Annotated in this window: 13 protein-coding genes; 7 read left to right on the top strand and 6 right to left on the bottom strand. The window is 55.6% G+C overall.

What is annotated here, in order from left to right; all coding sequences use genetic code 11:
- Positions 1-6: 6 nt before the first annotated feature.
- A complete protein-coding gene (gene tldD / locus ACF8PE_RS15940; RefSeq protein WP_392495065.1) occupies positions 7-1,452 on the top strand; it encodes a metalloprotease TldD in 1,446 nt (481 codons plus the stop codon).
- Positions 1,453-1,497: 45 nt separating this feature from the next.
- On the opposite strand, the gene aaeR is transcribed toward tldD, so the two are convergent.
- Entirely contained in the window at positions 1,498-2,421 is a 924-nt protein-coding gene (aaeR, locus tag ACF8PE_RS15935) for an HTH-type transcriptional activator AaeR (protein WP_032614555.1), read from the bottom strand.
- Positions 2,422-2,597: 176 nt separating this feature from the next.
- Here aaeR and aaeX point away from each other — a divergent pair, with 176 nt between their 5' ends.
- The 5 genes from aaeX to ACF8PE_RS15910 all read left to right on the top strand — a co-directional run bounded on the left by aaeX (position 2,598) and on the right by ACF8PE_RS15910 (position 7,573).
- Positions 2,598-2,801 (top strand): p-hydroxybenzoic acid efflux pump operon protein AaeX, encoded by a 204-nt coding sequence (aaeX, locus tag ACF8PE_RS15930; protein WP_032614553.1) that lies wholly within the window; start codon positions 2,598-2,600, stop codon positions 2,799-2,801.
- 7 nt (positions 2,802-2,808) lie between these two features.
- Positions 2,809-3,741: a p-hydroxybenzoic acid efflux pump subunit AaeA gene (gene aaeA / locus ACF8PE_RS15925; protein WP_032614642.1), complete on the top strand. Its 933-nt coding sequence runs from the start codon at positions 2,809-2,811 to the stop codon at positions 3,739-3,741.
- 5 nt (positions 3,742-3,746) lie between these two features.
- Complete coding sequence (gene aaeB, locus ACF8PE_RS15920) at positions 3,747-5,714, top strand: p-hydroxybenzoic acid efflux pump subunit AaeB (RefSeq protein ID WP_032614551.1); 1,968 nt, start codon at positions 3,747-3,749, stop codon at positions 5,712-5,714.
- 86 nt (positions 5,715-5,800) lie between these two features.
- The gene (locus ACF8PE_RS15915) at positions 5,801-7,255 is read left to right on the top strand and encodes an NAD-dependent succinate-semialdehyde dehydrogenase (protein WP_392495064.1); all 1,455 of its coding nucleotides are present in this window, start codon (positions 5,801-5,803) and stop codon (positions 7,253-7,255) included.
- Between the two features lie 45 nt (positions 7,256-7,300).
- On the top strand, positions 7,301-7,573 hold the full coding sequence (locus ACF8PE_RS15910) for a hypothetical protein (RefSeq protein WP_392495063.1): 273 nt from the start codon (positions 7,301-7,303) through the stop codon (positions 7,571-7,573).
- A gap of 59 nt (positions 7,574-7,632) precedes the next feature.
- Here the strand turns inward: ACF8PE_RS15910 and yhcN (ACF8PE_RS15905) are convergent, their stop codons facing one another.
- The 3 genes from yhcN (ACF8PE_RS15905) to argR all read right to left on the bottom strand — a co-directional run bounded on the left by yhcN (ACF8PE_RS15905) (position 7,633) and on the right by argR (position 9,124).
- The gene (gene yhcN, locus ACF8PE_RS15905) at positions 7,633-7,899 is read right to left on the bottom strand and encodes a peroxide/acid stress response protein YhcN (RefSeq protein ID WP_032614544.1); all 267 of its coding nucleotides are present in this window, start codon (positions 7,897-7,899) and stop codon (positions 7,633-7,635) included.
- 113 nt (positions 7,900-8,012) lie between these two features.
- Positions 8,013-8,276: a peroxide/acid stress response protein YhcN gene (gene yhcN / locus ACF8PE_RS15900; RefSeq protein WP_032614542.1), complete on the bottom strand. Its 264-nt coding sequence runs from the start codon at positions 8,274-8,276 to the stop codon at positions 8,013-8,015.
- 377 nt (positions 8,277-8,653) lie between these two features.
- On the bottom strand, positions 8,654-9,124 hold the full coding sequence (argR, locus tag ACF8PE_RS15895; protein WP_032614540.1) for a transcriptional regulator ArgR: 471 nt from the start codon (positions 9,122-9,124) through the stop codon (positions 8,654-8,656).
- A 404-nt stretch (positions 9,125-9,528) separates the two neighbouring features.
- On the opposite strand from argR, the gene mdh reads away from it, so the two are divergent.
- Positions 9,529-10,467 carry a malate dehydrogenase gene (gene mdh / locus ACF8PE_RS15890; RefSeq protein ID WP_032614538.1) on the top strand — a complete coding sequence of 313 codons (939 nt, stop codon included), beginning with the start codon at positions 9,529-9,531 and terminating at the stop codon, positions 10,465-10,467.
- A 68-nt stretch (positions 10,468-10,535) separates the two neighbouring features.
- Here the strand turns inward: mdh and degS are convergent, their stop codons facing one another.
- Positions 10,536-11,603: an outer membrane-stress sensor serine endopeptidase DegS gene (gene degS, locus ACF8PE_RS15885; RefSeq protein ID WP_032614536.1), complete on the bottom strand. Its 1,068-nt coding sequence runs from the start codon at positions 11,601-11,603 to the stop codon at positions 10,536-10,538.
- Positions 11,604-11,691: 88 nt separating this feature from the next.
- A complete protein-coding gene (gene degQ, locus ACF8PE_RS15880; RefSeq protein WP_059307095.1) occupies positions 11,692-13,056 on the bottom strand; it encodes a serine endoprotease DegQ in 1,365 nt (454 codons plus the stop codon).
- Positions 13,057-13,060: the final 4 nt, after the last annotated feature.

The following is a 13,060-nucleotide window of genomic DNA, read 5'->3' as shown; positions in this document are numbered from 1 at the left end:
AAAACGATGAGTCTGAACCTGGTAAGTGAACATTTGCTGGCAGCGAACGGCCTGAGCCATCAGGACCTGTTCTCCATTCTTGGTCAACTGACCGAACGCCGTCTCGACTACGGCGATCTCTACTTTCAGTCGAGCTATCACGAATCCTGGGTTTTAGAAGACAGCATTATTAAAGATGGCTCTTACAACATCGACCAGGGCGTCGGTGTTCGTGCTATCAGCGGTGAAAAAACCGGTTTTGCCTATGCAGATCAGATTAGCCTGGCTGCGCTTGAGCAGAGCGCGCAGGCGGCACGGACCATCGTGCGCGACAGCGGTGACGGCCGGGTGAAAACCCTGGGTGAAGTACAGCACACTGCGCTCTACACCAGCGTCGATCCGCTGCAAAGCATGAGCCGTGAAGAGATGCTGGATATCCTGCGTCGGGTGGATAAAGTCGCCCGCGCGGAAGATAAGCGCGTCCAGGAAGTCTCCGCCAGCCTGAGCGGCGTATATGAGCTGATTCTGGTAGCGGCGACGGACGGCACGCTTGCCGCCGATGTACGTCCACTGGTGCGTCTGTCCGTCAGCGTGCTGGTGGAAGAGGACGGCAAACGCGAGCGCGGCTCCAGCGGCGGCGGCGGTCGTTTTGGTTATGAATGGTTCCTTAACCCGGTCGAAGGTGAAGTGCGCGCCGACGCCTGGGCAAAAGAGGCCGTGCGGATGGCGCTGGTTAACCTCTCTGCAGTAGCGGCACCTGCGGGCACCCTGCCAGTGGTACTGGGCGCGGGCTGGCCGGGCGTACTGCTGCACGAAGCGGTAGGTCACGGTCTGGAAGGCGACTTCAACCGTCGCGGCACCTCCGTATTCAGCGGTCACATGGGTGAGCTGGTCGCCTCTGAACTCTGCACCGTGGTGGATGATGGCACCATGACCGATCGTCGCGGCTCCATTTCTATCGACGATGAAGGGACGCCGGGTCAGTACAACGTGCTGATCGAGAACGGTATCCTGAAAGGCTATATGCAGGACAAACTGAATGCGCGCCTGATGGGTGTGGCCCCAACCGGTAACGGCCGTCGCGAATCCTACGCGCACCTGCCGATGCCGCGTATGACCAACACCTATATGCTGGCAGGTAAATCCACGCCGCAGGAGATCATCGAGTCGGTGGAGTATGGCATCTACGCCCCGAACTTTGGCGGCGGCCAGGTGGATATCACCTCGGGCAAATTTGTCTTCTCCACCTCAGAAGCCTATCTGATCGAGAAAGGCAAAGTAACCAAAGCGGTGAAAGGCGCGACCTTAATCGGTTCCGGCATCGAAGCGATGCAGCAGATCTCCATGGTCGGTAACGATCTGAAGCTGGATAACGGCGTGGGTGTCTGCGGTAAAGAAGGCCAGAGCCTGCCAGTAGGTGTGGGTCAGCCGACCCTGAAGGTAGATAACCTGACCGTTGGCGGTACCGCGTAATCTCTCCTTTCGACATGCCCTCTCCCTGTGGGAGAGGGCAACAGACTACTCCTTCCTTGCCCGCATCTCCTGAAACAGCGCCGCCACCTGCACGAAATAATCGGTCAGATAGTTAATGCACACCTGCACCTTCAGCGGCAGCTTGTCCTTTTCGGTATAGACCGCATACACCGGACGTGGATCCGATTGATAGCGTGGGAAGAGGATCTCCAGCTCACCGCTGTTGATCTCATTGATCACCCACATCAGCGGAACGTAGGCGATCCCGGCCCCGGCCACCAGCCAGCGGGAGATGGTCATCGGATCGTTGGTGACAAAACGCCCCTGCGGCAGCAGTTTGGTGGATAACCCTTCCGGCGCGACCAGTTCAAATTCATTATCCGGGCGCACGCTGTACTCCAGCCAGGCGTGATTGCTGAGATCGGCCGGTTTCTCCGGGATCCCCGCTCTGGCGAGATACTTTTTCGCCGCGCACACCACCATCGGCATACTGCCCAGACGGCGGGAGAAGAGGCTGGAGTCCTGCAACGCCCCGACGCGAATCACCACATCCAGCCCATCGGCAATCAGATCCGGGGCGGGAATGCCGGTGACCAGATTAACCGTCAGACCCGGATACTCCTGCAACATCTCGGCGGTCATTTCGGCCAGGACATTTTGTGCCATAGTTGAAGAGCAGCCGATACGTAGGGTGCCGATGGGGGTGTTATTAAAGGCGTAGAGTTGCTCATGTACCGCCTGGGCCTCATACAGCATTCGCCGACAGCCCTGATAATAAATTTTGCCTGCTTCGGTCAGGCCGAGGCTGCGGGTGCTGCGGTTGAGGAGCTTTACCTGGAGGTCATCTTCCAGTTTGGCGACGGTCTGACTGATTGACGAGACGCTCATCTGCAGTTGCCTTGCCGCGGCGGTAAAAGAACCCAGCTCAACGACTTTGGCAAAAACTGACATTCGTTTTAGACGTTCCATTGTTCACTCTGGCTTAAAAGTGATTTAGATCACATATGATAGATAACAGCATAACAGTTACGCTAATATATTATTTATACATTATAGCTACGCCACGCCGCCCGGCTTCTCTTGCCCCTTCTGCGGTGCCGTATGCTGAATAATTCTTTCGCCTGCTCGCACTAATCAAGGTCAACATGAGTCTGTTTCCCGTTATCGTGGTGTTCGGATTGTCGTTCCCACCGATATTCTTCGAACTTCTTTTATCACTGGCGATTTTTTGGCTGGTGCGAAAGGTGCTGGCTCCGACCGGGATCTATGATTTCGTCTGGCACCCTGCATTGTTCAATTCTGCGCTGTATTGCTGCCTGTTCTATCTGGTATCGCGCTTGTTTGTTTGAGGTTGATGTGAAAACGCTAACAAGAAAAATCTCCCGTACCGCCATTACTGTGGCGCTGGTCATCCTCGCGTTCATTGCTATTTTTCGCGCGTGGGTTTACTACACTGAGTCGCCATGGACGCGTGATGCACGCTTTAGTGCCGACATCGTCGCGATCGCCCCGGATGTGGCGGGACTGATCACTGCCGTCAATGTGCATGATAACCAGCTGGTGAAGAAGGATCAGGTGCTCTTCACCATTGACCAGCCCCGTTATCAGAAAGCGCTGGAAGAAGCGGAAGCGGATGTCTCCTACTACCAGGCACTGGCCGCGGAAAAACGCCGTGAGGCAGGGCGCCGTAATAAGCTGGGGATTCAGGCGATGTCCCGCGAGGAGATCGACCAGTCGAATAACGTGCTGCAAACGGTCCTGCATCAGATGGCGAAGGCCGAAGCCACACGCGATCTGGCGAAGCTCGATCTTGAGCGTACCGTGATCCGCGCCCCGTCTGACGGCTGGGTGACCAACCTCAACGTCTACACCGGCGAATTTATTACTCGCGGTTCCACCGCCGTGGCTCTGGTCAAACAGCACTCTTTTTATGTCCTCGCCTATATGGAAGAGACTAAGCTGGAGAACGTCCGTCCTGGCTATCGGGTAGAGATCACCCCGCTCGGCAGTAACCGTGTACTGAAAGGGACGGTTGATAGCGTGGCGGCAGGGGTGACCAACTCCAGCGCCACCCGTGACAGCAAAGGGATGGCCACCGTCGATTCCAATCTGGAGTGGGTGCGTCTGGCGCAGCGCGTGCCGGTACGTATTCGTCTTGACGATCAGCAGGGCAACCTGTGGCCTGCGGGGACCACCGCCACCGTGGTGATCACCGGTGAGAAAGATCGGGATGCCAGCCATGACTCGCTGTTCCGCAAAATTGCCCACCGCCTGCGTGAGTTTGGTTAATCGCCATGGGCATCTTCTCCATCGCCAACCAGCACCTGCGCTTTGCGATTAAGCTGGCCTTCGCCATTGTGCTGGCGCTGTTCGTCGGCTTTCACTTTCAGCTGGAAACACCCCGCTGGGCGGTGCTGACCGCGGCGATTGTCGCCGCAGGTCCGGCATTTGCAGCGGGGGGTGAACCTTACTCCGGTGCCATTCGCTATCGCGGGATGCTACGTATCGTCGGCACCTTTATCGGCTGTATCGCCGCGCTGACCATCGTTATTCTGATGATCCGTACCCCGCTGCTGATGCTGATGGTGTGTTGTATCTGGGCCGGTTTCTGCACCTGGATCTCCTCCCTGGTGCGGGTGGAAAACTCCTATGCCTGGGGGCTTTCTGGCTATACGGCGCTGATCATTATTATCACCATCGAGGCCAACCCGCTGCTGACGCCACAATTTGCCGTGGAGCGCTGCAGTGAGATCGTCATGGGGATCGTCTGTGCGATCGTGGCGGATCTGCTCTTCTCCCCACGCTCCATTAAGCAGGAGGTGGATCGCGAGCTGGACGCGCTGATCGTCGCCCAGTATCAGCTGATGCAGCTGTGCATTAAGCATGGCGACAGTGAAGAGGTTGATAACGCCTGGAGCGCGCTGGTGCGTCGTACCACCGCGCTGGAAGGGATGCGCAGCAACCTCAATATGGAGTCGTCGCGCTGGTCGCGGGCAAATCGCCGTCTGAAAGCGATCAATACCGTCTCCTTAACCCTGATCACCCAGGCCTGCGAAACTTATCTAATCCAGAACACGCGTCCCGAGGCGATCACGGAGACCTTCCGGGAACAGTTTGCTACCCCCGTCGCCACCGTTCAGGATGTGCATAAACAGCTCAAACGTATGCGGCGTGTCATCGCCTGGACTGGTGAACGCGACACTCCGGTGACGATCTATACCTGGGTTGGCGCGGCGACGCGTTATCTGCTGCTCAAACGTGGTGTGATCGGCAATACCAAAATCAGCGCTACCGAAGAGGAGGTGCTGCAGGGCGAGGTGGTGGTCAAAGCCGAATCGGCAGAACGTCACCATGCGATGGTCAACTTCTGGCGCACCACGCTTGCCTGTATGCTGGGGACGCTGTTCTGGCTGTGGACCGGCTGGACTTCCGGCAGCGGTGCCATGGTGATGATTGCCGTGGTTACCTCGCTGGCCATGCGTCTGCCTAACCCGCGGATGGTGGCGCTCGATTTTCTGTACGGAACCCTGGCGGCACTGCCGCTTGGCGCCTTCTATTTCCTGGTGGTTCTGCCCTCAACCCAGCAAAGCATGCTGTTGCTCTGTATCAGTCTTGCCGTGATGGCCTTCTTTATTGGTATAGAGGTGCAGAAGCGACGTCTGGGTTCGCTTGGGGCGCTGGCCAGCACCATCAATATTCTGGTGCTGGACAACCCGATGACGTTTCACTTCAGCCAGTTTCTCGACAGCGCGCTGGGGCAGATTGTTGGCTGCTTCCTCGCGATGATGGTCATTCTGCTGGTGCGCGATAACTCTCAGGCCCGCACCGGACGCGTGCTGCTGAACCAGTTTGTTTCCGCGGCTGTTTCAGCAATGACCACCAACACCGCCCGGCGTAAAGAGAATCATCTGCCTGCGCTCTACCAGCAGCTGTTTTTACTGCTGAACAAATTCCCGGGCGATATTGCGAAGTTCCGGCTGGCGCTGACCCTGATCATCGCCCATCAGCGCCTGCGCAATGCACCGGTGCCGGTCAATGACGATCTCTCTGCATTCCACCGCCAGCTGCGACGCACCGCCGATCATGTCATTTCGGCCTCCAGCGATGATAAGCGGCGACGTTACTTTACCCAGCTGCTGGCAGAGCTGGACATCTACCAGGAAAAACTGCGCATCTGGGAGGCACCGCGACAGGTGACCGAACCGGTGCAGCGGCTGGTGGGAATGCTGCATCGCTACCAGAATGCGCTCACCGACAGCTGATCCTCCTGAAAACCGACGCCGTAAGCGTCGGTTTTTTTGTGACTATACTTATCCTGGCAAGTACTTAAACCCGGACGGGAGGATACATGACGACCCAGGCTCTTCAGGACAGTGCGCTATTTCAGACAGGATATTTGGTCGATGGTGTATGGAAAACGCTCGATACCACATTTGATGTCGTAAATCCGGCCACCGGCGAGGTGATCGCCAAAGTAGCAAAAGCCGGCACCAAAGAGACCGAAGAGGCTATCGCCGCCGCCAGCCGTGCTTTCCCGGCGTGGCGTGCGAAAACCGCCAAAGAGCGCTCGGCCATCCTCTATCGCTGGTATGAATTAATCATTGAGAACAAGCAGTGGCTTGGACAACTGATGACCACCGAGCAGGGCAAGCCGCTGAAAGAGGCGGAAGGCGAGGTGGAGTACGCGGCCAGCTTTATACAGTGGTTCGCCGAGCAGGCCAAACGCGCTAACGGTGAAATCATTCCTCCGGTTAAACCTGGCTCCCGCATTCTGGCCACCCGCGAACCGGTTGGCGTGGTGGCGGCAATCACACCGTGGAATTTCCCGATGGCGATGCTGACCCGCAAGCTCGGCCCGGCGCTGGCCGCAGGCTGTACCGGGGTGATCAAACCGGCCAACAACACGCCGCTCAGTGCCTTTGCATTACTTACCCTCGCCAAAAAGGCGGGCGTCCCGGACGGCGTACTCAACGCGGTCGCAGGCAACACCTCTGAGATAAGCGATGCGATCATGGCCAGCCATGAGGTGCGAAAAATCTCCTTTACCGGCTCGACGGCGGTAGGAAAAACGCTGGTACGCAATGCCGCCGAGACCATGAAAAAAGTCTCGATGGAGCTGGGCGGTAATGCGCCTTATATCGTCTTTGAGGATGCCGATATTGATGCCGCGGTGAAAGGGGCCATCGCCAATAAATTCCGCAACGCGGGCCAGGTCTGCGTCAGCGTTAACCGCTTCTATATTCAGGAGTCGGTGTATGACGCCTTTGTCAGCCAGCTCGCCGCTGCCGTGAACGACTTAAAAGTGGGTAACGGCCTGGAGGAGGGCACCGTTGTCGGGCCGCTGATTGAGCCTGCCGCAGTGAAAAAAGTGCGCGAGCATGTCGAGGACGCCGTCGCCAAAGGGGCAACAATACTGGCAGGCGGCAAAGCGCACGAACGTGGGGGCAACTTCTGGCAGCCGACGGTGCTGGGCGATTGCCATGAAGGGATGGCGCTGGCCAGCGAAGAGACCTTTGGGCCTGTTGCGGCCTGCTTCCGTTTTACCTCAGAAGAGGAGGTGATTCAGCGCGCCAACAATACGCCGTTCGGTCTGGCTGCCTATTTCTACACCCAGAGTCTGCAGCGGGTGTTCCGCGTCTCGCAGGCTATTGAGAGCGGAATGATCGGAATTAACGAATGCGCGGTCTCCACTGAACTGGGTCCATTTGGCGGGGTGAAAGAGTCCGGGCTGGGTCGTGAAGGGTCTGTACTGGGACTGGAGGAGTTCCTGGAAGTGAAAACCCTGCATATCGGGGGATTATAATCGACAGGGCGGCATCAGCCGCCCGCCTGGACGGGGTGGCGGGAAATGAATATTTATACGTTTGATTTTGATGAAATCGACAGTCAGGAAGACTTTTACCGTGAGTTTTCAAGTACCTTTGGCATCGCGCGAGAGAGTGTGACGGACCTGGATTCTCTCTGGGAGATCGTCACCGGTAATCAACTGCCGCTGCCGCTTGAAATCGAGTTTACCCATTTACCGGAGAAGCTGCGCAGGCGGTTCGGGGCGCTGATCCTGCTGTTTGATGAGGCAGAAGAAGAGCTGGAAGGTCAGATTCGCTTTAACGTTCGCCCGTAAAAGGCAAAAAAAAAGCCCCTGCGAGGCAGGGGCAAGTCGTAGGTCAATACGACGAGGGTTTATTTGTACAGCTCGGCCGTGGCATGCCAGTGGTCACCTGTATTCAGTTCGGTGATGCGATAGCTGCTGGCGCCTGCTTTTTCTGCTTTTGCTGCCAGAGCCTGACGGACATCCATTGGCGAACCGGCAACTTCGGTAACGCCTACGCTACCCAGTGATTGCAGACCTTGCGCTTGCTCCGCGGTGACCTGATGCACAGCTGCGCTGGCACCAAATGAGAGAACGGAAGCTAAACCAAGGGTGGCGATGATTAATTTCGTGTTCATAGTCTTTACTCCTTACAGGGCACGTTCAACGACGAGAAGGGTTATGCTGCTATTTTTATGCCTGGTGTCGTTGAACAGATATAACGGGTATTACGGTTAATGCTCGGTACGACTTATTTGTACAGCTCAGCAGTAGCATGCCAGTGGTCACCAGAACGCGCTTCGATAACGCGATAGGAGGAGGCACCCTGTTCCTGCGCTTTTTTGTTCAGCATCTGATTCATGTCCATCGGAGAAGTACCGATTGCACCGACAGAGACAGTACCGATAGATTCACGGGTCTGGGCCTGATCGGCGTTAATTGAATCGGCGGCAAAAGCACCGAAAGACAGAACAGACAGAATGCTTAGTGTGGCTACGGTAGTTTTGATTTTCATGATTATCTTCCTCGTCATATTCTTTACTGGGGTCTTCGTTTCGTGACCCTCATCACAAAATCAAGTATACACTAATAACGGCAAAAATTAATACCATGCTAATTGTTTCCTATGAAATCACGTATTAAGCATCGGGGTTTTTATAACTGAAGGGAATAAAAAAGCAGGTATGAAGCGTGTTAAAGCGCTTAATATTCAGGAAAATCATAAAGATAGTACAATTTGATTATTCGTGCGATCGCAGGGCGAATCATCCACTGCATGAATGAATTGATGTGGAAAAACGCACTATTTGTTAAAGCGTGGATAACAGATTGTAAGGCAAAATGAGGCGGGAGCCGAAGATTCCCCGCTGCGATGTGCAGCAGGGAAGAGGATCAGAGTTCCTGTTCGAACAGGACCAGAATAGCTTCGTAGAGGTCTTTTACCGAGAAACCATTGGCTGGGGTCGTGAAGATGGTATCGTCACCGGCGATGGTGCCAAGAATGCCTTCTGCTTTACCGAGCGAGTCGAGCAGACGCGCAATCAACTGGGCTGCACCCGGGCTGGTGTGGATCACCACCACGGCATCGTTATAGTCGATATCCAGCACCAGATTTTTCAGGGGGCTGGAGGTTGTTGGTACACCCAGTTCAGCAGGCAGACAGTAGACCATCTCCATTTTGGCGTTGCGGGTACGCACCGCGCCAAACTTGGTTAACATGCGGGAGACTTTCGACTGGTTGATATTTTCGAAGCCTTCTTCCTGTAAGGCCTGGACGATCTCACCCTGAGAACTAAACTTTTCTTCTTTAAGCAGCGCTTTAAACGCTTTAACCAATTCTTCTTGTTTAGAAGAGATTCGCATAAATCACCCGAAATATAGCGGTAGAAACAACATTATTATGCACATGGATGAATTTTTATGCAAACTATCTGCCCAATCTTAGGCTGAAATAATGTTATGAAAGGGAGTGATTTTATCAAAATTCGTTATCGAGGAACATGCCTGCGTCACGCCTCGCAAATAACCTTAAAAGTAAATTAAATGTTATCAAATTGATGTTGTTTTGGTGGCTGGCGTGGGTGTATTGTAACCCCCTCTTGATTCGTTGCTTAGTTACCGCATAACGCCTGATAGCTTTCCGGCAGATGCGAAAAGTGCGTGACCGCTAATTCTCACACTGTGAAGATTGTAATTGTTGATCTGCTGAATTAAGGTCGCCGCGACGGAGTAACAGAAAGTTAGCTCACCATAATAAGGAGTTTAGGATGAAAGTCGCAGTCCTCGGCGCTGCTGGCGGTATCGGCCAGGCGCTTGCCCTACTACTGAAAACTCAGCTGCCTGCAGGCTCAGAACTCTCTCTGTACGATATTGCCCCGGTAACCCCTGGTGTGGCGGTTGACTTGAGCCACATCCCGACGGCTGTCAAAATCAAAGGCTTCTCCGGTGAAGATGCCCGCCCTGCGCTCGAAGGCGCAGACGTTGTGCTGATCTCCGCAGGCGTAGCACGTAAACCAGGTATGGATCGTTCCGACCTGTTCAACGTGAATGCCGGTATCGTTAAAAACCTGATCCAGCAAGTGGCGACCACCTGCCCGAAAGCCTGCATCGGGATCATCACTAACCCGGTTAACACCACCGTTGCTATCGCAGCGGAAGTGCTGAAAAAAGCGGGCGTGTATGACAAGAACAAACTGTTTGGCGTAACTACGCTGGACATCATCCGCTCCAACACCTTTGTAGCGGAACTGAAAGGCAAACAGCCAACCGAGCTTGAAGTTCCGGTTATCGGCGGCCACTCTGGCGTGACCATTCTGCCACTGCTGTCTCAGATCCCAGGCGTGAGCTTCACTGAGCAGGAAGTCGCTGACCTGACCAAGCGCATTCAAAACGCGGGCACCGAAGTGGTGGAAGCGAAGGCGGGTGGCGGCTCTGCAACCCTCTCTATGGGCCAGGCCGCAGCACGTTTCGGTCTGTCTCTGGTGCGCGCCCTGCAGGGCGAGCAGGGCGTGGTGGAATGTGCGTACGTTGAAGGCGACGGCGAGCATGCACGCTTCTTCTCTCAGCCGCTGCTGCTGGGTAAAAACGGTATCGAAGAGCGTAAATCTATCGGCACCCTGAGCGCGTTTGAGCAGCAGGCGATGGCCGGTATGCTGGACACGCTGAAGAACGATATCGTCCTGGGCGAAGAGTTCGTTAACAAGTAAGCGACTCACTTCTCGTCAGGGCAATAAAAAACCGGAGCAATGGCTCCGGTTTTTTTATGTCTGCACACTCAGTTGGTGGCGGGGTATTCCTGAATGGTCACCTGTAGCGTCAGTTTCTTATCATCCCGCATCACTTCTACCGGAATGATGGAGCCTGGCCTGATTTCAGCCACCTGATCCATGGTCTCCAGAGCCGACAACGCCGGTTTACCGTTCACCGAGACAATCACATCATTGACCTTAATGCCTGCTTCTGCCGCCGGGCCACCGGAGGTGACTTCGTTCACCACAATGCCCTGAATCTGATCGATGCCACCGCCCTGGGTATGCAGCGGAGCGATCTCACGCCCGCCAATACCAATGTAGCCACGGATCACGCGTCCGTCGCGAATGAGCTTATCCATAATCTTGTTGGCCAGCTGGAACGGAATGGCAAAGCCGATGCCTTCAGGTGTTTCTCCGTCGTTGCTTTTATCAAAGGAGAGCGTATTGATACCCATCAGCTCACCCACTGAGTTCACCAGCGCACCGCCGGAGTTACCGTGGTTAATGGAGGCGTCCGTTTGTAGGAAATTCTGTCGCCCGGAAGGGTTCAGACCAATACGCCCGGTCGCGCTAATAATCCCCTGAGTAATGGTCTGCCCGAGGTTATAAGGGTTACCGATAGCCAGCACCACATCACCGATGTGCGGAATGCGCTTACGATTAATAGGGATCACCGGCAGGCCGCCCGTGGCGTTAATTTTGAGTACTGCCAGGTCGGTTAAACTGTCCGACCCCACCAGCAGCGCCTCAAAGACGCGGCCATCCTGGAGGGCAACGATAATCTGGTCGGCATCATTGATCACATGTTTGTTGGTAATGATGTAGCCGCGTTCATCCATGATCACCCCGGACCCCAGCGTGCGGATCTCCAGTTGATTATGGCTGGTGCTGTTAAGTCCACGGTTATAGACGTTAACCACCGCAGGGGCAGCACGGCGCACTGCCTGGTTGTAGCTGGCAGGCGTTTCATCTGCGCTGTCGAATTGCGGCGCAGCCAGCTGATTGAACTGACGTAAAGAGGGCATCGCGACCAGTAACAGGCCACCTACAACCAGGCCGATGGCGACCGAACGAATGAGCTTTAAAACCATGATACGGGCGTCGTTAAGGGAAGATCGCAAGCAGCATAGCATGACTTATCCGGACATCACACGGGGTGATGTCCGGATGCGTACAGGCTTAACGCAGCAGAATATAAAGCGTGTCGTTACCGCGCACGATCTGCAGGGCAATAACGGAAGGTTTGCCTGCCAGCACTTTGCGCATTTCGGCAATGGACTGCACGCGAACGCGGTTCACCCCGATGATGACATCATTCTCATGCAGACCGGCCTGCGCGGCAGGGCTGCTCTTCTCGACGCTGTCGAGGGTGATGCCTTTCGTGCCGTCTTTCAGCTGCCCGTCGCTTAAGGTCGCTCCTTGCAGCGCCGGGGCAATCATCTCTGCGCTGGCGGATGAAGAGGTGCTTTTGTCCAGCGTGACCTGCAGGTCCAGCGGTTTACCGTCACGTAAAATGCCGAGCTTAACCGTGGCGCCAGGTTCCGTGGTGGCGATGCGCGAGCGCAGTTCGGCAAAGCTGCTTAACGGTTTATCATTCAGGCTGACGATCACGTCCCCGGATTTGACGCCCGCTTTTGCCGAGCCGGAATTAGGTAACACTTCACTGACGAAGGCGCCGCGCTGCACGTTCAGGTTGAACGCTTTGGCGATATCCGCGCTCATTTCCGTGCCTTTGATGCCCAGCAAGCCGCGTTTCACTTCGCCAAAATCAATCAGCTGCTGTGCCAGCGTACGGGCCATATTGCTGGGGATGGCGAAACCAATTCCCACGCTGCCGCCGCCGGGAGCCAGAATGGCGGTGTTAATACCGATCAGCTCCCCGTTCAGGTTCAACAGCGCGCCGCCGGAGTTACCGCGGTTAATGGAGGCGTCGGTCTGGATAAAGTTTTCCAGCCCTTCGAGGTTCAGACCACTGCGACCCAGCGCGGAGACGATGCCAGAAGTGGCCGTCTGGCCCAGACCGAAGGGGTTACCTACCGCGACGGCGAAGTCCCCGACGCGCAGTTTGTCGGAATCCGCGATGGCGATCTGCGTCAGGCCGGTGGGGTTCTGCAACTGCAGCAGGGCGATATCGCTCTGATCGTCCCCGCCAATCAGCTTGGCATCGAACTCACGACCATCATTCATCTGGACACTGATTTTATCCGCATGGCTGATGACATGGTTATTGGTCAGGACATAGCCTTTCGCAGCGTCGATCACGACCCCGGAGCCCAGTCCTTCAAAAGGCTGTGCTTGATCAGGGGCATCATCGCCGAAATACTTTTTCAGCTCTTCCGGGATGCGCTGGCTTTGCACGGCGGTGCCTTCCACCTGCACGCTAACCACCGCGGGCAGGACTTTTTCCAGCATCGGGGCAAGGCTCGGGAGCGCAGCCTGGCCCGGAACCTGCGAAGGGATTGCTGCCGCCGCCGGATACGATGCCGACAGCGATAATCCGATACTCAATGCTAACGCGCTCAACAGCTGATTTTTTTTGTTCATTTAT

The sequence above is a fragment of the Leclercia sp. GLN_9 genome (assembly GCF_043105735.1).
In the GTDB taxonomy this organism is placed as follows: domain Bacteria; phylum Pseudomonadota; class Gammaproteobacteria; order Enterobacterales; family Enterobacteriaceae; genus Enterobacter; species Enterobacter adecarboxylatus.
Note: the sequence above shows the minus strand (reverse complement) of the source record. Positions and strands in the feature narration are given on the sequence as shown.

What these genes read in the sequence shown, in the direction of transcription:
- tldD (WP_392495065.1), top strand. Translation starts at nt 7, where the DNA reads ATGAGTCTGAACCTGGTAAGTGAACATTTGCTGGCAGCGAACGGCCTG.
- aaeR (WP_032614555.1), bottom strand. Translation starts at nt 2,421, where the DNA reads ATGGAACGTCTAAAACGAATGTCAGTTTTTGCCAAAGTCGTTGAGCTG.
- aaeX (WP_032614553.1), top strand. Translation starts at nt 2,598, where the DNA reads ATGAGTCTGTTTCCCGTTATCGTGGTGTTCGGATTGTCGTTCCCACCG.
- aaeB (WP_032614551.1), top strand. Translation starts at nt 3,747, where the DNA reads ATGGGCATCTTCTCCATCGCCAACCAGCACCTGCGCTTTGCGATTAAG.
- ACF8PE_RS15915 (WP_392495064.1), top strand. Translation starts at nt 5,801, where the DNA reads ATGACGACCCAGGCTCTTCAGGACAGTGCGCTATTTCAGACAGGATAT.
- ACF8PE_RS15910 (WP_392495063.1), top strand. Translation starts at nt 7,301, where the DNA reads ATGAATATTTATACGTTTGATTTTGATGAAATCGACAGTCAGGAAGAC.
- yhcN (WP_032614544.1), bottom strand. Translation starts at nt 7,899, where the DNA reads ATGAACACGAAATTAATCATCGCCACCCTTGGTTTAGCTTCCGTTCTC.
- yhcN (WP_032614542.1), bottom strand. Translation starts at nt 8,276, where the DNA reads ATGAAAATCAAAACTACCGTAGCCACACTAAGCATTCTGTCTGTTCTG.
- argR (WP_032614540.1), bottom strand. Translation starts at nt 9,124, where the DNA reads ATGCGAATCTCTTCTAAACAAGAAGAATTGGTTAAAGCGTTTAAAGCG.
- mdh (WP_032614538.1), top strand. Translation starts at nt 9,529, where the DNA reads ATGAAAGTCGCAGTCCTCGGCGCTGCTGGCGGTATCGGCCAGGCGCTT.
- degS (WP_032614536.1), bottom strand. Translation starts at nt 11,603, where the DNA reads ATGGTTTTAAAGCTCATTCGTTCGGTCGCCATCGGCCTGGTTGTAGGT.
- degQ (WP_059307095.1), bottom strand. Translation starts at nt 13,056, where the DNA reads ATGAACAAAAAAAATCAGCTGTTGAGCGCGTTAGCATTGAGTATCGGA.